Raw genomic sequence first — 20020 nt, 5'->3', positions numbered from 1 at the left:
GAAAACGGTAGGGGTTTTCTTCGTCGTTCTAATTTTGTGTACGACCGTCAAATAAACGGCCTTTTTATGATCTTGCTAAAACAGCAAAGCAGCCGCGCCGACAATTCGGCTTACGACTGCTTTGAACCTGACCCAACATACTGACCAGGTGTTTCTTTGCTGAAATATCCAGCGAGTCCGATTAGTTCAATGCGCCGGCCTCGGCTTTCTCTTTCGCTTCGGCAACTGCGTTGGCTTGCGCCTGCTGCTTGGACAGCTGACGCAGCGCACCGAGGGAGTGCAGGTGCGCGTAGATCCAGGCCAACTGGCCACTCTTGAACCAGCTCTGTACCTGCTCAGGCTCCACTTCCAGCAGTTTGGCCTCGTCCACTACGTGCAAGCCTTCCAGGCGCACGGGCTTTCCATCCCCAGCCATAACCTGCATATCAAAGGCCTTGAACAGCTTGTGCTCGGCAAGGGCCGCCGTGAACTCTTGGGTCGCCTTATAGGATTTGTCGAAATTGGTCAGGAACTGGAGGACGTTATTCAAGGTCTCGCTGTTCTCGCCTTGCTCGTCGAACAGCGGCTCTCCGGCCTCTTCAGAAAATTGCTCGCATCCCTCATCGAAACAGACCGTCTGGTTGTCGGTCATCGCAAAGGGGTAGCGGCGGATAAACGCAGGTACGTAGCTGCCTTGCCAGCTGCCATCGTCATCAACCAATGCGTGCTGATTGTTGCGCAGTGACAACAGGGCCAGAGGGAAGTACTGGCCGGACTCATTGTGGCTGAAGAAAATCGGCAGATCCCGACTGGCTTCAAAGAACTCTATGCCGGTAAGCGGGACCGAGTTGATCTCACGAGAGAACAGGAACTTGTTAGCCGGGGTAAACTTGAGATTGCGGTGATTCTCCCGGTTAAGGGCCACCGGCTTACGGTAAAAAAGCAGTTCGCTCATCAGTTATATCTCGAAACCTTTGTGGATATCTCACCGGATACCCTGTTCTTAATTCCTACCCACCGGCGACCAGCGAGGGGGCGATCAACATGCGCAATTTAACGAATTTGGTGTGACGGGGTTAGCATTATTTTCAACATTATTAACACTATGTCAGTTAAGTCAGGTTAGGGGTGGCGCAGATTTGCACTCTCACTTACAGCATTTTTACGCCATTGATGAAGGTAGCCAGTTCGCCCCCAGCAGGGGCCAATATCCCGCTCAGCGGTCTCTCCCCACCGCCACAGGTTCTACGGGCTCAGCAGACATTCTTGGACGATCGGCTATTTCTGATCGAGCACTAAGAATCACCAGTAAAAAAACCGAGATACCCAGCAACCCCGCCACGAAATACTGTTTTGACATGCAGTGAGTCCCGCAAATTAGTAAGCCGGCGGCCCGTACCAAACCCGCGTAAAAAAAGATCCTTGGAATGAGTTACGTAAATGCGAGGCGCATTCCCTCAATACAAATCAATTTTTTTGAAAATTCTTGTTGATCATATTTGCCACAAGATCTAAAACGGGCGTACTAGCGGAAGCACAGCAAGAACAGCAGCACATGCCCCAGCACGAACAATTACCAGAACTGACCGGGCAGCTCTATGAAGAGCTCCGGCGCTGTGCACGGCGCATCCTCGCAAATCAGTCCGCAGGATTAACCCTGCAGACCACGGATGTGGTACATGAAGCGTGTCTACGCCTGATTGAATCCCCGGCGCAGTTTGAAAGCAGGACCCACCTGTACCGCTGCGCGGCCAAGGCTATGCGACACTTACTGGTCGACCACGCGCGAGCAAAATCTGCGCAGAAGCGCAACGGCGTGCACATGCGCACCGTGTGGATGGACAACCTCCTGGGTGATATCGACGTAAACCTCGGCCTGTTGACTATCGATCAGACATTGACCGAAATGTCACAAATCGGCGAGCGCCTCGAAAGCATTGCCGAACTGCATTACCTCGCAGGCTTCACCCAAGCCAGAGTTGCTGAAATTTTGAACATCAGTGTGGCTACCGTGGAGCGCGAACTGAAATTTGCCCGCGCATTCCTGACCGATCGCCTGCAAGAGCTCCACCACCCCACCCCAGCCTGATCCCGTTATGTCCAACCGCACAACCCGCCTGAAGGTGGTTAAAGATCTTTTCGACCGCTGCGCCGATGCTCCTGTGAGCGAACGTGACGAGCTCCTCGCCTCCTCGGAAGCCAGCCCTGAAGAGCAGCGCGAAGTCGAGCGGTTACTGACATTCCACGATACGGCCGATATCAACGCGCAGCAGACACATATTATTGGCCAGCAGCTCCGCACACTCAGCCAGAGCATTCCTTCAGGGCAAAAGCTTGGTGCTTTTGCAATCGAAGAAGAAATTGGTCAGGGCGGCATGGGTATCGTGTTTCGTGCGCGCAGGGCTGATGGCAGCTATGACCAGCAGGTGGCAATCAAGATAGCGCCGAGCTTTGCGAGCGCAGAAGAGTTAAAGCACTTCCATCAGGAACGGCAGATCCTCGCCAAGCTACAACACCCGAACATTGCAACCCTGCTCGACGGCGGTGCGACCGACGATAGCCGCCCCTATCTGGTCATGGAATACGTATCGGGCAAGGCGATTCACGAGCATTGCCTTACCCAAAAATTGAATCTAAGGGCGCGACTGCAACTGTTTGTTGAAGTCTGTAAGGCGGTTAGTTATGCCCACAATCAGCTGATTATTCATCGCGATATCAAGCCAGAAAATGTGCTGGTCACAGAACAGGGCCAGGTAAAGCTACTGGATTTTGGTATCGGCAAAGCCCTGCAAGGAGAGGCTGACCGCACCAACGCAACCGCACTGCAGGGCATGACCCTGGCCTATGCGAGCCCGGAACAAATTCGTGGTGAACGGACCACCATGGCCACCGACGTGTATGGACTGGGCGCGCTGCTGTACTGCCTGCTTACCGGCCGCTCTCCCCACGGGCTGGGCAACAACAGCGCAGAGCAAGCGGTGGAAGCCATTTGCCACACCGAGACAGCCCCACCCAGCCGGGTACCAGGGGACACAGGGGGAATCCAGGATCGACGCTCACTGCGCGGTGACCTGGATAATATTGTCAGCAAGGCACTGCGCAAAGAGCCGGAAAGACGCTATGACAGCGCCCGCGACCTGCAGCGGGATATTGAGCGCTACCTGAACCGTGAGCCGGTACTGGCGACCCCTTCGAGCTTGTTTTACCGTGCGGGCCGTGTGATTGCCCGCCACCCCGCCGCCAGCGCCCTCGCCGCCTCTGTGGTCATGGCGATTAATCTCGGACTTGCGGCATCTTTGTACCTCGCGGACCAGCTGCGCACCGAGCGCGACAGCCTTCTGGACGCACAACGCGAAATCAAGCGGCAGATGTATACCGCGGAACGCACGACGGCATTGCTGACCGGTATGTTTGAAGCGGCCTCACCTGCAAGAGCCCAGGGCCCTACAGTCAACGTCGATCAAATCTTGCAGGACGGCGCACGCAAGATTCGCGAGACGCTGGACAATGATCCCGCCGTTAAATCGCAACTGCTTAAATCGCTTGCACAGCTGAATTACAACGTGGGCAAATACCACGAGGCCGCGACACTTCAGCAGGAAGCCCTACAGCAACTCGATAGCGCCGCACTACTGCCGACAGAATTCAGCGCGATGGAAGCTGCCCATATGCGCGCCGAACTGTTGATCGGGCTCGGCCGCTACCAGCGCGAATCCGGTGCGGTTAATAGCGCCGCTACGGCACTTGCAGAGGCATTTACCCTGCTGGAGCAGCATCCGGACAAGCACCTGCAGGCACAGGCGTTGCACCGCCAGGGCCAGCTTATCTCGCGGGTCGGATCACCAGATGACGCCATTGAGATACTTAACGCGGCGAAAGATATTTGGCAGCAAATGCCGGACCAGGGCGGCGCACTGGGTTTAGCCAACAACCACAGCCTGTCCAACGCCTATTTCAATAAACCCGACTTCCCGATGGCCGCGGAAACCGAATCCGCAGTACTCGCTGAGCGCATAAAATTACTGGGCGAATCCCACCCCGACACGCTCAACAGTTATCGTTTTGTCGCGCGCAGCTATATGCGCGTGGGCCGCTGGCAGGAAGCCCGTGAGCTCGCGCAGCGGGCCTATCAGGTGAGTGGGAAAATTTTTAGTGCCGAAAACAAGATTTTTCGCCACAGTGCAATCACTTACGCACGCCTGTTGGGTCGCCTGGGTGACTTTCAGGCGGCCGCCGATGTATTGAATCCATTCCTTGCCGGTGAGGTGCGCGAGCTGGAGACCACAGCCGAACTCTACCATCATCGCGGCTACTTCAATTTCCACCTGGGGCACCTTGCGCTGGCGCGAGCCGATCTGGAACGCGCCGTGGAAATACTTGGCAAAATTTATCCACACAATTCCGATTCCACCTTTTTGCCCCGGGCCAATCTCGGCGAGGCGATGGCGATAACGGGCGATGTCTCCGCCGGTATTGAACTGATCAACCAGGTGAAGCAGGAAAACATCGTGCAATACGGTGCCGATGACTATGGGGTGGCAAGCTGGAACCTGCGTCTTGCGCGTATTGCGCTACATCGGGGCAAGCTGCAAGAAGCGCGGGAACTGAACCAACTGTCGCAAAATATTAATTTGAAAACCTTTAGCCACGACCACCCCATCGTATTGCAAAACGATGAAACAGAAATGCGTATCGCGCTTGCCCAAGGCGATACATCGCGTGCGATAGAGATCTGTAAACGGCTGATAGAAACTTACGAAAGTATTTTCCCGCTGGATGCACCCATCATCGGGCGCCACCGACAGCTTTTGAAAGAGCTCACCAAGCCAGCCTGATTCTATTCTTCTCGGCTATCACAATCTCGATATCTGGCGCCAGTTCGCATACGCCGGTCGTGCTGTGGATGGAAGTGCAGAAGGATGCACGCCGGCCTTTCAGAGCAAGGGCGGGAAACTAAACTGTTATAGCAAGCAGTAAAGCGTTACACAGGAGGGACAAGTCATGACCATGGCACCCACTGTCAGTCGATACCTTGATAACCATTCCGTCCACTACCGGGTGATTCCCCATGAACACAGCGCGACCAGCCGTGAAAGCGCGCACAAAGCGGATGTTCGTGAAGACCGGGTGGCAAAGGCGATCCTGCTAAAGGACGACCAGGGCATGGTTATGGTGGTCATACCCGCAAGCAGCGGCTTGGATATGCGAGCGGTGCGCGATGAAACGGGACGCAACCAGCTGGAAATGGTGAGCGAGTCAGAATTCAGCAACATCTTCAGCGATTGTGAACTCGGCGCCCTGCCACCACTGGGTCAGGCATATGGACTGACGACATTGGTTGATACTGGACTGGACAGGCGCGACACAATCTATCTGGAATCGGGCGATCATGAATCACTGGTGGCACTGGATGGAGGAGATTTCGACCGTCTTATGGCGACCAGTCGGCACTGCAACCTGAGCCGGGACTGGTGGTAAACCCGGTTACACAAAAATGAGAGGCAAAAAAAAGCCGCGGCATTTCTGCCGCGGCTTTTTTGCTTTCGATCGAGAGTAAAGATTACTCGATGATCTTAGCTACAACGCCAGCACCAACGGTACGGCCACCTTCGCGGATCGCGAAGCGCAGACCATCTTCCATTGCGATCGGCGCAATCAGGGTAACGGTCATCTGAACGTTATCGCCTGGCATTACCATCTCGGTACCTTCTGGCAGTTCACACGCACCAGTTACGTCGGTGGTACGGAAGTAGAACTGAGGACGGTAGCCTTTGAAGAACGGGGTGTGACGGCCACCTTCGTCCTTGGACAGTACGTACACTTCTGCTTCGAACTTGGTGTGCGGGGTGATGGAGCCCGGCTTAGCCAGAACCTGACCACGCTCAACTTCGTCACGCTTGGTACCACGCAGCAGCGCACCAATGTTCTCACCAGCGCGGCCTTCGTCCAGCAGCTTGCGGAACATCTCTACACCAGTACAGGTAGTAGTGGTGGTTTCCTTGATACCAACGATCTCGATCTCGTCACCAGTGTTGATAACACCACGCTCAACACGACCGGTAACTACGGTACCACGACCGGAGATGGAGAATACGTCTTCGATCGGCATCAGGAACGGCTGGTCTACCGCACGCTCCGGCTCCGGAATGTACTCGTCCAGGGTTTCAACCAGCTTCTTAACAGCGGTGGTACCCATTTCGTTGTCGTCTTCGCCGTTCAGCGCCATCAGAGCGGAACCAACGATGATCGGGGTGTCGTCACCCGGGAACTCGTACTGGTCCAGAAGTTCACGAACTTCCATCTCAACCAGTTCCAGCAGCTCTTCGTCGTCAACCATGTCGGCTTTGTTCAGGAATACCACGATGTAAGGTACACCTACCTGACGGGACAGCAGGATGTGCTCACGAGTCTGCGGCATGGGGCCGTCAGCTGCGGAACATACCAGGATAGCGCCGTCCATCTGAGCAGCACCGGTGATCATGTTCTTAACGTAGTCGGCGTGTCCCGGGCAATCCACGTGTGCGTAGTGACGGGTCGGGGACTCGTATTCAACGTGAGAGGTTGCGATGGTGATACCACGCTCACGCTCTTCCGGAGCGTTGTCGATACCGTCGAAAGCAACAGCGTCGCCGCCCCATACTTCTGCACATACGCGAGTCAGTGCAGCAGTCAGAGTGGTTTTACCGTGGTCAACGTGACCGATGGTGCCCACGTTTACGTGGGGCTTGGAACGTTCAAACTTTTCTTTTCCCATTTTCAGGATCCTCTAACTAAAAAGTTTTAAAGGGACTAAAGCTTAAGCTTTGTTCTTTGCAATGATTTCGTCAGCGACGTTTTTCGGCGCTTCCGCGTACTTCAGGAATTCCATGGTGTAAGTAGCACGGCCCTGGGTAGCTGAACGCAGGTCGGTGGCGTAACCGAACATTTCGGCCAGCGGCACTTCCGCGTTTACAACTTTACCGGACGCATTTTCGTCCATGCCCTGGATCAGACCACGACGACGGTTCAGGTCGCCTACTACGTCACCCATGTTCTCTTCCGGGGTAACCACTTCTACCTTCATCACCGGCTCGAGCAGTACAGCACCGCCCACGTCTGCCAGCTTCTTGGTAGCCATGGAGCCCGCGATCTTGAACGCCATTTCGTTGGAGTCCACATCGTGGAAAGAGCCGTCATACAGGGTAGCCTTCAGGCCCAGCAGCGGGTAGCCAGCAAGAACACCGTTCTGCATCTGCTCTTCAATACCCTTGTTTACTGCGGGGATGTATTCCTTCGGTACCACACCACCAACGATCTCGTTGACGAATTCCAGACCTTCAGCGGACTCGTCCTCTGCCGGCTCGAATTTCACCCAAACGTGACCGTACTGACCGCGACCACCGGACTGACGAACGAACTTGCCTTCGATCTCAGAGGTGTTGCGGATGGTTTCACGGTAGGCAACCTGAGGCTTACCGATGTTGGCTTCAACGTTGAACTCACGACGCATGCGGTCAACGATGATGTCCAGGTGCAGCTCACCCATACCGGAGATGATGGTCTGGCCAGTCTCTTCGTCGGTCTTAACGCGGAAAGACGGGTCTTCCTGAGCCAGTTTGCCCAGTGCGATGCCCATTTTTTCCTGGTCCGGCTTGGACTTCGGCTCTACCGCTACGGAGATTACCGGCTCCGGGAACTCCATACGCTCGAGGACGATCTTGGCGTCTTCAGAACACAGGGTGTCACCAGTGGTCACATCTTTCAGGCCGATGGCCGCAGCAATGTCACCTGCCAGTACTTCTTTGATTTCCTGGCGGTCGTTGGAGTGCATCTGTACCATACGGCCGACACGCTCTTTCTTCTGCTTCACGGAGTTGTATACCGCGGTGCCGCTTTCCAGCTTACCGGAGTACACACGGAAGAAGGTCAGAGTACCAACGAAGGGGTCGGTAGCGATTTTGAACGCCAGTGCAGCAAACGGTGCATTGTCGTCAGCTTCACGGGTTTCAACGGTTTCTTCCGCGTCGAGCAGAGTACCTTCGATCGCCTTAACCTGGTTCGGGGCCGGCAGGAACTCGATAACCGCGTCCAGCATGGCCTGTACGCCCTTGTTCTTGAACGCAGAGCCGCCCAGAACCGGTACGATTTCGTTAGCCAGGGTACGCTGACGGATCGCTGACTTGATCTCTTCTTCGGTCAGCTCACCTTCTTCCAGGTACTTTTCCATCAGCTCTTCGGTCGCTTCCGCAGCCGCTTCAACCAGGAACTCGCGCATTTCTTCGCACTCGTCCTGCATATCGGCCGGGATGTCGCCGTATTCGAAAGTCATGCCCATGTCATCTTCGTTCCACAGGATGGCTTTCATTTTGATCAAGTCTACAACGCCCTTGAACTCGTCTTCGGAGCCAATGGTCATTTGCAGAGGTACAGCGTTCGCATTCAGGCGATCTTTCAGCTGGCCCACAACCTTGCGGAAGTCCGCACCGGCACGGTCCATCTTGTTTACGAATACCATGCGCGGTACTTCGTACTTGTTTGCCTGGCGCCATACGGTTTCGGTCTGAGGCTGAACGCCTGAAGAACCGCACAGTACAACGACCGCGCCATCGAGAACACGCAGGGAACGCTCTACTTCAATGGTGAAGTCAACGTGTCCAGGGGTGTCGATGATGTTTACGCGATGCTGCGGAAACTGCTGCTGCATACCAGCCCAGAAACAGGTGGTTGCTGCAGAGGTAATGGTGATACCGCGCTCTTGCTCCTGCTCCATCCAGTCCATGGTTGCGGCGCCTTCGTGCACCTCACCAATTTTGTGGGACAGACCGGTGTAGAACAGTACGCGCTCGGTAGTCGTGGTTTTACCGGCGTCTACGTGGGCGCAGATACCGATATTACGATAGCGTTCGATAGGCGTTTTACGTGCCACAGTTGTATCCTCGATATAACGGCAAAAGGCAGCCAGGCCGGGTGTTTAAAAACTGGCCGTGCTGCCTTTCGGTTTTAATTGCCGATGTAAATATTCATCAGACTTAGAAGCGCCACTATCTTAGAAACGATAGTGAGAGAACGCCTTGTTGGCTTCCGCCATACGGTGCACGTCTTCACGCTTCTTAACCGCGCCGCCCTTGTTCTGGGCTGCGTCGATCATTTCATTGGCCAGACGCTGGGCCATAGACTTCTCACCGCGCTTACGGGAGAAATCTACCAGCCAGCGCATTGCCAGCGCGGTACGACGTGCAGGACGCACTTCTACCGGTACCTGGTAGGTAGCACCACCAACACGACGGGATTTTACTTCCACCATCGGGGCGATGTTTTCCAGGGACTCTTCAAAAATTTCAATCGGATCTTTGTTCAGCTTTTCTGAAACCAGATCCAGAGCACCGTATACGATGCTCTCTGCCACAGACTTCTTACCAGAGATCATGACATGGTTCATGAACTTGGCCAGAGTCACGTTCCCAAACTTGGGATCGGGCAGTACTTCGCGCTTGGCGACTACTCGTCTTCTTGGCATGGGATTGCCTCTCTTCAGGGTTACTCTGAGATGCCGCCGCATTCGCTAATAAATAGCTTCTACAAATCGGCGAGCTCAGCCTTACTCCGGTTATTCGTTAAACCGAAACGCAAATTGACCTTGGGGAATTATCCCTTAGGACGCTTGGCACCGTACTTAGAACGGCCCTGCTTGCGATCGTTTACGCCGGCACAGTCAAGTGCACCGCGTACAGTGTGGTAGCGCACACCCGGCAAGTCTTTTACACGACCGCCGCGAATCAGTACCACGCTGTGCTCCTGCAGGTTGTGGCCTTCACCGCCGATGTACGAAGTTACTTCGAAACCGTTGGTCAGGCGCACACGACAAACTTTACGCAGTGCGGAGTTCGGCTTCTTCGGTGTAGTGGTATACACACGAGTACAAACTCCACGACGCTGCGGGCAAGCTTGCAATGCAGGCACATCGCTTTTTTCAACTTTGCGTTTTCTCGGCTTACGAACCAACTGGTTGATCGTTGCCATTAAAAATCACTCCAAAATAAAACGCCCCCACCAATTACAGCAGTGAGGGCCTATCGTCAGTGCGCGATATTCCGGCGAACCTGAAGTTCGTCAGGCAATCGCACCCCATTAGCGGGGGCCGCATTCTATAAACGCCGCATCCCCGAGTCAACCACCAAGCGAAGTAAACACTTACATCGCTTGGTAATTGCGATCCGGAACTGACTGGAAAACGCCGTATAGACAGAACCTTCCAGTCAGACTACTCCGTTTCGTTGACCTTATTCCCCGGAAGATTTCAGGGCTTCGGTCAGCGCCGCTTCCACCTCTTCTGCAGAAGGACCTTCGGCGAAGCCTTGGGTCTGCTGCTGGGTGCGCTTGCGCTTGCGCTCGGCGTGGTAGGCGAGACCGGTACCGGCCGGGATCAGACGACCCACTACCACGTTTTCTTTCAGGCCGCGCAGGTTATCGCCCTTACCGGTTACCGCCGCTTCGGTCAGTACGCGGGTGGTCTCCTGGAAGGAGGCCGCGGACAGGAAGGACTCGGTCGCCAGAGACGCTTTGGTGATACCCAGCAGCAGGCGCTCGAACTGAGCCGGTTGCTTGCCTTCGGCACGCAGACGCTCGTTCTCTTCCACCACGCGCTGGTATTCCACCTGGTCGCCCTTGATGAACTCGGAATCACCCATCTCGAGGATTTCAACCTTACGCAGCATCTGACGCACAATGGTTTCAATGTGCTTGTCGTTAATGCCTACACCCTGGAGGCGGTAAACCTCCTGGATCTCATTGGTGATGTAGCGCGCCAGCTCTTCCACGCCCTTCAGACGCAGAATATCGTGCGGGTTGGACGGGCCATCGGAGATAACCTCACCCTTCGCTACGGTTTCGCCTTCGAACACGGTCAGCTGACGGTGCTTCGGAATCAGTACTTCGTAGTGATCCTTGCCGTTGGCCAGCGGCTTGCCGTCCAGCGGAGCAATCTGCAGACGAACCTTGCCCTTGGTCTCTTTACCGAAGGAAACGGTACCGGAGATTTCCGCCAGGATGGACGGCTCTTTCGGCTTACGCGCTTCAAACAGGTCGGCAACACGCGGCAGACCACCGGTGATGTCCTTGGTACCGCCGGATTCCTGCGGAATACGTGCGATTACATCACCAACGTTTACCTTGTCGCTGTCTTTCAGGCTCAGGATCGCGCGCGGCGGCAGTGCGTAGTGCGCCGGTGCATTGGAGTTCGCCAGAGTCAGCTCTTCGCCGTTCTCGTCTACCAGGGTCACAGCCGGACGCAGGTCTTTACCTGCCGCCGGGCGCTCTGCCGGATCGATCACTTCGATGGAGGACAGACCGGTGATTTCGTCAGTCTGCTTGCGAATAGACAGACCTTCTTCCATGCCGGACAGCTTCACCCAACCGGCAACCTCGGTGATGATCGGGTGGGTATGCGGATCCCACTTGGCCACGATCTGGCCACCGTCGATACTTGAACCTTCGTCAACGCTGATGATCGCACCGTAAGGCAGCTTGTAGCGCTCACGCTCACGACCGGCAGGGTCGGCAACCGCCAGCTCACCGGAACGAGATACCGCAACCAGGTTGCCCGCTTCGGTTTTCACGGTTTTCAGGTTATGCAGGCGCACGGTACCGCCCTGTTTCACCTGGATACTGTCCGCCGCAGAAGCACGGCTAGCCGCACCACCGATGTGGAAGGTACGCATGGTCAGCTGGGTACCCGGCTCACCAATGGACTGCGCGGCAACAACGCCCACAGACTCACCCGGGTTCGCGCGGTGACCGCGCGCCAGGTCACGGCCGTAACACTGTGCACAGATACCGTGTGCCGTCTCACAGGTAATGGCGGAACGCACCATAACCTCATCGATGCCCATGCCTTCGATACGCTCTACCCAGGCTTCGTCGATCATGGTGCCGGCCGGAACAGCGATTTCTTCGCTGCCAGGCTTGGCTACGTCGCGCGCAACCACTCGACCCAGGATACGGTCACCCAGGGATTCAATAACGTCACCACCCTCAATCACCGGCGTCATGGTCAGACCTTCGTCGGTACCACAATCGATTTCGGTGATTACCACGTCCTGCGCCACGTCTACCAGACGACGGGTCAGGTAACCGGAGTTCGCGGTTTTCAGTGCGGTATCCGCCAGACCTTTACGAGCACCGTGGGTCGAGATGAAGTACTGCAGTACGCTCAGACCTTCACGGAAGTTCGCGGTGATGGCGTTTTCAATAATCGAGCCATCTGGACGCGCCATCAGGCCACGCATACCGGCCAGCTGACGAATCTGCGCTTCAGAACCCCGTGCGCCGGAGTCGGCGTACATGTATACGGAGTTGAAGGAGTCCTGCTCGGTGTCGTTACCCTCGCGATCCACAACCGGCTCTTTCTTGATGCCGGCCATCATCGCCTGGGTAACCTTGTCGTTGGTACGGGACCAAACGTCGATTACCTTGTTGTATTTCTCACCCGCGGTCACAAGACCGGAGGCAAACTGGCTCTCGATCTCTTTTACTTCTGCTTCTGCAGTCGCAATCAGGTCAGCCTTGGCTGCCGGGATCTCGAAGTCGTTCACACCAATGGAGGAACCGGACTTGGTGGAGAAGTCGAAACCGGTGTACATCAGCTGGTCAGCGAAGATAACGGTCGCCTTCAGACCAACCTTACGGTAACACTCGTTCAGTACGCGGGAGATCGCCTTCTTCTTCATCGGCTGGTTTACCAGCTCGAAGGGCAGGCCTTCCGGTACGATGTTCCACAGCAGCGCGCGGCCTACAGTGGTGTCGTATACGGTACGGGTTACGTGCTTCTCGCCGTCTTCGCCGATCACGGTCTCGTCGATACGAACCTTGATCTTCGCCTGCAGGCCAACCTGCTTGGCGTAGAAGGCGCGGCTGACTTCCTTGATATCGGAGAAGGACATGCCTTCGCCTTTATCGTTTACACGCTCACGGGTCATCCAGTACAGACCCAGTACCACGTCCTGAGACGGTACGATGATCGGCTCACCGTTTGCCGGTGACAGGATGTTGTTGGTAGACATCATCAGCGCGCGGGATTCCAGCTGCGCTTCAATGGTCAGCGGTACGTGTACCGCCATCTGGTCACCGTCGAAGTCGGCGTTGTACGCCGCACACACCAACGGGTGCAGCTGAATCGCCTTACCTTCAATCAGTACCGGCTCAAATGCCTGGATACCCAGACGGTGCAGAGTCGGTGCACGGTTCAGCAGTACCGGGTGCTCGCGAATCACTTCGTCGAGAATGTCCCATACCACCGCTTCTTCGCGCTCGACCATTTTCTTGGCCGCTTTGATGGTGGTTGCCAAGCCGCGCGCTTCCAGCTTGCCGAAAATAAACGGCTTGAACAGCTCGAGGGCCATCTTCTTCGGCAGACCACACTGGTGCAGACGCAGGGTCGGACCTACCACGATCACGGAACGACCGGAGTAATCCACACGCTTACCGAGCAGGTTCTGACGGAAACGACCCTGCTTACCTTTAATCATGTCTGCCAGAGACTTCAGCGGGCGCTTGTTGGAGCCAGTAATGGCGCGGCCGCGACGGCCGTTATCCAGCAGTGCGTCCACAGACTCCTGCAGCATACGCTTTTCGTTGCGCACGATGATGTCCGGCGCGTTCAGCTCGAGCAGACGCTTCAGACGGTTGTTACGGTTGATCACGCGACGGTACAGGTCGTTCAGGTCAGAGGTCGCGAAGCGGCCACCGTCCAGCGGTACCAGCGGGCGCAGATCCGGCGGCAGAACCGGGAGAGCCTGCATGATCATCCACTCCGGCTTGTTACCGGACTTGTAGAAGGCTTCCAGCAGCTTGAGGCGCTTGGACAGCTTCTTGATCTTGGTTTCAGAGTTGGTTGCCGGAATCTCTTCGCGCAGGCGCTGGATTTCCTGAGGCAGGTCGATGTCGTTCATCAGCTCCTGGATGGCTTCGGCACCCATTTTCGCTTCGAACTCATCGGCGAACTCTTCCATCGCTTCGAAGTACTGCTCGTCGTTCAGCAGCTGGCCGCGCTCCAGGGTAGTCATACCCGGATCGGTCACAACGTAAGATTCGAAGTACAGTACACGCTCGATGTCGCGCAGGGTCATGTCCAGCAGCAGGCCGATACGGGACGGCAGAGACTTCAGGAACCAGATGTGCGCAACCGGGCTGGCCAGCTCGATGTGGCCCATGCGCTCACGGCGTACTTTCGCCTTGGTTACTTCAACACCGCACTTCTCACAGATGATGCCGCGATGCTTCATGCGCTTGTACTTGCCGCACAGGCACTCGTAGTCCTTTACCGGGCCAAAAATCTTGGCACAGAACAGACCTTCACGCTCTGGCTTGAACGTACGGTAGTTGATGGTCTCCGGCTTTTTCACTTCGCCGTAGGACCAGGAGCGAATCGTGTCCGGGGATGCCAGACCGATACGGATAGCGTCAAATTCTTCGAGCTGATCCTGGGCTTTCACCAGGTTTAACAAATCTTTCAAGGCCTTTCCTCCACTAGGGGGTAGTCTTCCCGGCCAACTGCCTCTGGGGCCGGGAGGGCCGGTGGTGGCCATTGCTGCGGGCCGCCACCGGTCTCTGTCTACTAAATCCGATTAATACCAGTGTTATTCGTTTTCCAGCTCGAAGTTCATGCCGAGCGAGCGGATTTCCTTAACCAGTACGTTGAAGGATTCGGGCATGCCCGGTTCCATGCGGTGGTCGCCATCCACGATGTTCTTGTACATCTTGGTACGACCTTCAACGTCATCGGATTTGACCGTGAGCATTTCCTGCAGGGTGTAAGCAGCACCGTATGCTTCCAGTGCCCACACCTCCATCTCACCGAAGCGCTGACCACCGAACTGCGCCTTACCACCCAGCGGCTGCTGGGTAACCAGGCTGTAAGAACCGGTAGAACGCGCGTGCATCTTGTCGTCTACCAGGTGGTTCAGCTTCAGCATGTACATGTAGCCAACGGTTACCGGACGCTCGAAGGCATCACCGGTGCGGCCATCGTACAGAGTGATCTGGCCGGAATCCGGGATGTCAGCCAGACGCAGCAGCTTCTTGATTTCGGGCTCTGCCGCACCGTCGAATACCGGAGTCGCCATGGGTACACCGCGACGCAGGTTTTCGGACATGGACAGCACTTCTTCGTCAGACAGCTCGTCCAGCTCTTCCTTGCGGCCGCCGGTGGAGTTGTAGACTTCTTCCAGGAAACCACGGATCTTCGCCGCTTCCTGCTTTTCCTTGATCATGCGATCAATTTTCACGCCCAGGCCTTTCGCCGCCATGCCCAGGTGCATTTCCAGAACCTGACCAACGTTCATACGAGACGGAACACCCAGCGGGTTCAGAACCACGTCTACCGGCTCACCGTTCTCGTCGTACGGCATGTCTTCCACCGGCTTGATCACGGAGATAACACCTTTGTTACCGTGACGGCCGGCCATCTTGTCACCAGGCTGGATGCGACGCTTGATCGCCAGGTACACCTTGACGATTTTCAGTACGCCCGGCGCCAGATCGTCGCCAGATTCCAGTTTCTTCTTCTTGTCTTCGAACTGCTCGTCCAGCAGTTTGCGACGATCGCTCAGCTGAGCTTCGGCTTTTTCCAGCTGCTCGTTCAGGCTCTCTTCTGCCATGCGCAGTTTGAACCAGTCTTCACGCGGCAGTTCGGACAGGATCTCAGCGTTCAGCACGTCGCCTTTCTTGACGCCTTTGCCGCCGGCAACTTTCTGGCCTTCCAGCGCAGCCGCCAGACGCTCGAAGGTCGCGCCTTCAACGATGCGGTACTCTTCGTTCAGGTCCTTACGTACTTCATCCAGCTGCGCCTTCTCGATAGCGAGAGAGCGCTGGTCTTTCTGCAGGCCGTCGCGGGTGAAGACCTGTACGTCGATGACGGTACCGCGGGTGCCGGAAGGCGCACGCAGGGAAGTGTCTTTAACGTCAGAGGCTTTCTCACCGAAGATCGCACGCAGCAGTTTTTCTTCCGGGGTCAGCTGGGCTTCACCTTTCGGCGTCACCTTACCTACCAGGATGTCACCAGCGCCCACTTCTGCACCGATGTACACGATGCCGGACTCATCCAGTTTGTTCAGCGCAGACTCGCCCACGTTGGGGATATCCGCGGTGATTTCCTCACTGCCCAGCTTGGTGTCACGGGCAATACAGGTGAGTTCCTGAATGTGGATGGTGGTGAAGCGGTCTTCCTGTACCACGCGCTCGGATACCAGGATGGAATCCTCAAAGTTGTAACCGTTCCAGGGCATGAACGCGATGCGCATGTTCTGGCCCAGCGCCAGCTCACCCAGGTCGACAGAAGGACCGTCGGCGAGGATGTCGCCGCGTGCAACCACGTCACCGGTCTTCACGATCGGGCGCTGGTTGATGCAGGTGTTCTGGTTAGAGCGGGTGTACTTGGTCAGACCATACAGATCCACACCCGCATCACCGGCTTCTACTTCGTCGTTGTGTACACGCACAACAACACGGCTGGCATCGACACGCTCAATCACACCACCGCGCTTGGCAACGATACATACACCGGAGTCGCGCGCTACAGTGCGCTCCATGCCAGTACCTACCAGCGGCTTGTCGGCGCGCAGAGTCGGCACCGCCTGACGCTGCATGTTGGAACCCATGAGTGCACGGTTCGCATCATCGTGTTCCAGGAACGGAATCATTGCCGCAGCCACGGACACTACCTGGCGGGCGGAAACGTCCATGTACTGGATCTCTTCCGGCGCTTTCAGGGTGAATTCGTACTGGTGACGCACGCTTACCAGGTCATCGGTGAAGCGACCGTTCTCGTCAACTTCTGCTGAAGCCTGTGCAACGATGTAGTTGGCTTCGTTAATCGCTGACAGGTATTCGATCTCGTCGGTTACCTTGCCGTCGACAACCTTGCGGTACGGGCTTTCCAGGAAGCCGTAGTGGTTGGCACGGGCATAGGTCGCCAGGGAGTTAATCAGACCAATGTTCGGACCTTCCGGCGTCTCAATCGGACATACGCGGCCGTAGTGGGTCGGGTGTACGTCTCGCACCTCGAAGCCCGCACGCTCACGGGTCAGACCACCCGGGCCCAGAGCAGAAACACGGCGCTTGTGGGTCACTTCCGACAGCGGGTTGTTCTGGTCCATAAACTGGGACAGCTGGGAGGAACCAAAGAATTCCTTCACCGCAGCGGCAACCGGCTTGGCGTTGATCAGATCCTGCGGCATCAGGCCTTCGGATTCCGCCATGGACAGACGCTCTTTCACCGCGCGCTCAACACGCACCAGACCAACGCGGAACTGGTTTTCGGCCATTTCGCCCACGGAACGCACGCGACGGTTACCCAGGTGGTCGATATCGTCGACCATGCCGCGACCGTTACGGATCTCGATCAGAGTTTTCAGAACATCGACGATGTCGTCTTTGCTCAGGGTGCCCTCACCGGTCTCGTCCGCACGACCCAGACGGCGATTGAACTTCATGCGGCCTACCGCAGACAGGTCGTAACGCTCGTCGGAGAAGAACAGGTTCTCAAACAGGGACTCTGCAGACTCCTTGGTGGGCGGCTCGCCCGGGCGCATCATGCGGTAGATTTCCACCAGCGCTTCCAGCTCGGTGCGGGAAGGATCGGCGCGCAGAGTGTCAGAAATGAACGGACCGCAGTCCAGGTCATTGGTATACAGGGTGTTGAAGCTGTCGACATTCATCAGGCGCAGCTTGGTGATCACCTCTTCGGTGATCTCGGCATTGGCCTCAACAACCACTTCGCCGGTAGCTTCGTCGATTACGTCGTGGGCCAGTACGCGGCCGTAGGCGTAGGAAATCGGCGCTTCCAGCTTTTCCACACCTGCTTTTTCCAGCTGGCGAATATGGCGAGGCGTGACACGACGACCTTCCTCAACGATTACCTTGCCGCTGCCATCCTTGATGTCGAAGGACGCAACATCACCACGCAGGCGGGAAGGAATCAGATCCAGGCTGACGGTTTCGTCATTCAGGGTGAATTTGCTGGTGTCGAAGAACATTTCCAGCATTTCTTGCGAGCTGTAACCCAGTGCGCGCAGCAGAATGGTCGCCGGCAGTTTACGACGACGGTCGATACGTACATACACCAGATCTTTCGGGTCGAACTCGAAGTCGAGCCATGAACCACGGTAAGGAATTACCCGTGCGGCGTACAACAACTTACCGGAAGAGTGGGTCTTACCTTTATCGTGGTCGAAAAATACACCCGGGGAGCGGTGCAGCTGAGACACGATAACACGCTCGGTACCATTGATTACGAAGGTACCGTTTTCAGTCATGAGCGGAATCTCGCCCATGTACACTTCCTGCTCTTTAATGTCCTTGATGGACTTATTCGCAGATTCTTTATCGTAAATAATCAGACGAACGCGCACACGCAGCGGGCACGCGTAAGTGACGCCGCGCAGGGTACACTCTTTTACATCAAAGGCAGGTTTGCCGAGGGTGTAGCTCACATATTCCAGTGCGGCATTGCCAGAGTAGCTGACAATTGGAAATACAGACTTGAACGCCGCCTGCAGGCCGATATCCAGGCGCTCTTCCGGGCGCGTGTCGGCCTGAGTAAATTTGCGATACGAGTCCAGCTGTATCGCAAGCAGGAAAGGCACGTCCATGACCTTAGGCAGTTTGCCAAAATCCTTGCGGATACGTTTTTTCTCAGTGTATGAGTAAGCCATTCATATTCCCCAGCTTGATCGGTGACAAGACTTCATCAGAGCTACGGTCAGCAATCTGACGTTACGCAGCCCATCCGGGCGAGAAGTCTCTGCACATTGCGCTACGCTTTAAGGACTGACCAAAAAACATTCCACCCTGTGCACAAACCTCTCGGTTTGTTTGCCGTTTACGCTGCGACCTGTTCCTCACCAGTGGCGGGAAAAGCCCCATGCTGCAAACGGCAAAAAGGCCGGCGGACAAAAGTCCACCAGCCTTTCCGCCAGCAACCGACTGATCGGCTACCGGCGGTAGTGTGTAAAACCGAATTACTTCAGTTCTACGGTAGCGCCAGCTTCTTCCAGCTCTTTCTTGGCTGCTTCGGCTTCGTCTTTGGAAACGCCTTCTTTCAGCGGGCTCGGAGCACCGTCTACCAGCGCCTTGGCTTCTTTCAGGCCCAGACCGGTGATGCCGCGAACAGCTTTGATCACGTTTACTTTCTTGTCGCCAGCAGAGGACAGAATTACGTCGAATTCGTCTTTCTCTTCTGCAGCAGCTTCGCCGCCAGCCGGGCCAGCCATAACAGCAGCAGCTGCGGTTACGCCGAACTTCTCTTCCATAGCTTCGATCAGCTCAACAACGTCCTTAACGGACATTTCGGCGATCGCATTGATGATATCTTCTTTAGTCAGAGACATGAGTTAGTACCTGATTTCGTGTGAGCAGGAAACTGCTCGTAATTTCTATAAAAAGTGGATAACTGCCATTTCGCTTTTTGCGAAACTATTAAGCAGCTTCCTGCTCTTTCTGGTCGCGAACGGCCGCAATAGTGCGAACCAGTTTGCCAGCGGATGCTTCTTTCATGCAGCTCATCAGCTTAGCGATTGCTTCATCGTAAGTCGGCAGGCTTGCCAACAGAGCGATGTCAGTCGCTACGCCTTCGAAGGCGGCACCTTTCAGCTCCAGCTTTTCATTGTCTTTTGCGAACGCCTTTAGGATGCGCGCGCCGGCACCCGGGTGTTCGTTAGAGAAAGCAATGATGCTGGGACCTACGAACGTCTCGATCAGACATTCGAATTCGGTACCGGCCAGAGCGCGACGCGCCAGAGTATTGCGGACGACTTTCAACCAAACGCCGTTCTCGCGAGCCTCTTTGCGCAGGGCAGTCATGTCATTCACGGTTACGCCACGGGAATCCGCAACAACCGCAGACAGAGCACCCTCAGCAGCCTGCTGGACTTCCGCGACAATCGCTTTCTTGTCTACGAGTCCAATAGCCATAGTGTCACTCCTGGATTTGAAAAAAGATTGGGGTCAAATGAACCCAATCCGTTCCGGTGCAAAAAGCTCAAATCCAGTAAAAATACTGGTTTGGGCA

Annotated in this window: 12 protein-coding genes; 3 read left to right on the top strand and 9 right to left on the bottom strand. The window is 55.8% G+C overall.

The genetic code is table 11. The features are described from left to right. Nucleotides 1-181: 181 nt before the first annotated feature. Nucleotides 182-934 (bottom strand): SapC family protein, encoded by a 753-nt coding sequence (locus tag KUV22_RS15095; RefSeq protein ID WP_222232500.1) that lies wholly within the window; start codon nt 932-934, stop codon nt 182-184. 531 nt (nt 935-1465) lie between these two features. Between KUV22_RS15095 and KUV22_RS15090 the strand changes: the two genes are divergently transcribed. The 3 genes from KUV22_RS15090 (at nt 1466) to KUV22_RS15080 (ending at nt 5457) form a co-directional block, all read left to right on the top strand. Continuing rightward, complete coding sequence (locus KUV22_RS15090; protein WP_315857564.1) at nt 1466-2068, top strand: ECF-type sigma factor; 603 nt, start codon at nt 1466-1468, stop codon at nt 2066-2068. 7 nt (nt 2069-2075) lie between these two features. Beyond that, the gene (locus KUV22_RS15085) at nt 2076-4814 is read left to right on the top strand and encodes a serine/threonine-protein kinase (protein ID WP_222232496.1); all 2739 of its coding nucleotides are present in this window, start codon (nt 2076-2078) and stop codon (nt 4812-4814) included. 166 nt (nt 4815-4980) lie between these two features. Continuing rightward, the gene (locus KUV22_RS15080) at nt 4981-5457 is read left to right on the top strand and encodes an aminoacyl-tRNA deacylase (protein WP_222232494.1); all 477 of its coding nucleotides are present in this window, start codon (nt 4981-4983) and stop codon (nt 5455-5457) included. Between the two features lie 82 nt (nt 5458-5539). Here KUV22_RS15080 and tuf read toward each other — a convergent pair whose 3' ends face one another. From tuf to rplJ, 8 genes are all read right to left on the bottom strand, one after another. Next, nucleotides 5540-6733: an elongation factor Tu gene (gene tuf, locus KUV22_RS15075; protein ID WP_222232482.1), complete on the bottom strand. Its 1194-nt coding sequence runs from the start codon at nt 6731-6733 to the stop codon at nt 5540-5542. Between the two features lie 42 nt (nt 6734-6775). Next, the gene (gene fusA, locus KUV22_RS15070; RefSeq protein ID WP_222232492.1) at nt 6776-8884 is read right to left on the bottom strand and encodes an elongation factor G; all 2109 of its coding nucleotides are present in this window, start codon (nt 8882-8884) and stop codon (nt 6776-6778) included. Between the two features lie 120 nt (nt 8885-9004). Next, nucleotides 9005-9475: a 30S ribosomal protein S7 gene (gene rpsG / locus KUV22_RS15065; protein ID WP_222232490.1), complete on the bottom strand. Its 471-nt coding sequence runs from the start codon at nt 9473-9475 to the stop codon at nt 9005-9007. A 128-nt stretch (nt 9476-9603) separates the two neighbouring features. Beyond that, entirely contained in the window at nt 9604-9978 is a 375-nt protein-coding gene (gene rpsL, locus KUV22_RS15060) for a 30S ribosomal protein S12 (RefSeq protein ID WP_010130332.1), read from the bottom strand. Nucleotides 9979-10238: 260 nt separating this feature from the next. Further along, complete coding sequence (gene rpoC / locus KUV22_RS15055; protein WP_222232488.1) at nt 10239-14468, bottom strand: DNA-directed RNA polymerase subunit beta'; 4230 nt, start codon at nt 14466-14468, stop codon at nt 10239-10241. Nucleotides 14469-14591: 123 nt separating this feature from the next. After that, the gene (gene rpoB / locus KUV22_RS15050; protein ID WP_222232486.1) at nt 14592-18665 is read right to left on the bottom strand and encodes a DNA-directed RNA polymerase subunit beta; all 4074 of its coding nucleotides are present in this window, start codon (nt 18663-18665) and stop codon (nt 14592-14594) included. A 306-nt stretch (nt 18666-18971) separates the two neighbouring features. Then, nucleotides 18972-19340: a 50S ribosomal protein L7/L12 gene (gene rplL / locus KUV22_RS15045; protein WP_010130328.1), complete on the bottom strand. Its 369-nt coding sequence runs from the start codon at nt 19338-19340 to the stop codon at nt 18972-18974. A gap of 88 nt (nt 19341-19428) precedes the next feature. Next, nucleotides 19429-19923 (bottom strand): 50S ribosomal protein L10, encoded by a 495-nt coding sequence (rplJ, locus tag KUV22_RS15040; protein ID WP_077406725.1) that lies wholly within the window; start codon nt 19921-19923, stop codon nt 19429-19431. Nucleotides 19924-20020: the final 97 nt, after the last annotated feature.

The organism is Microbulbifer agarilyticus (genome assembly GCF_019800665.1).
Lineage (GTDB): Bacteria > Pseudomonadota > Gammaproteobacteria > Pseudomonadales > Cellvibrionaceae > Microbulbifer > Microbulbifer agarilyticus_C.
This window is presented reverse-complemented; position numbering and strand designations above follow the sequence as displayed.

Coding starts and splice junctions, on each gene's coding strand:
- rpoB (WP_222232486.1), bottom strand. CDS start 18,665: ATGGCTTACTCATACACTGAGAAAAAACGTATCCGCAAGGATTTTGGC.
- tuf (WP_222232482.1), bottom strand. CDS start 6,733: ATGGGAAAAGAAAAGTTTGAACGTTCCAAGCCCCACGTAAACGTGGGC.
- rpsL (WP_010130332.1), bottom strand. CDS start 9,978: ATGGCAACGATCAACCAGTTGGTTCGTAAGCCGAGAAAACGCAAAGTT.
- KUV22_RS15080 (WP_222232494.1), top strand. CDS start 4,981: ATGACCATGGCACCCACTGTCAGTCGATACCTTGATAACCATTCCGTC.
- KUV22_RS15085 (WP_222232496.1), top strand. CDS start 2,076: ATGTCCAACCGCACAACCCGCCTGAAGGTGGTTAAAGATCTTTTCGAC.
- rplJ (WP_077406725.1), bottom strand. CDS start 19,923: ATGGCTATTGGACTCGTAGACAAGAAAGCGATTGTCGCGGAAGTCCAG.
- rplL (WP_010130328.1), bottom strand. CDS start 19,340: ATGTCTCTGACTAAAGAAGATATCATCAATGCGATCGCCGAAATGTCC.
- rpsG (WP_222232490.1), bottom strand. CDS start 9,475: ATGCCAAGAAGACGAGTAGTCGCCAAGCGCGAAGTACTGCCCGATCCC.
- KUV22_RS15095 (WP_222232500.1), bottom strand. CDS start 934: ATGAGCGAACTGCTTTTTTACCGTAAGCCGGTGGCCCTTAACCGGGAG.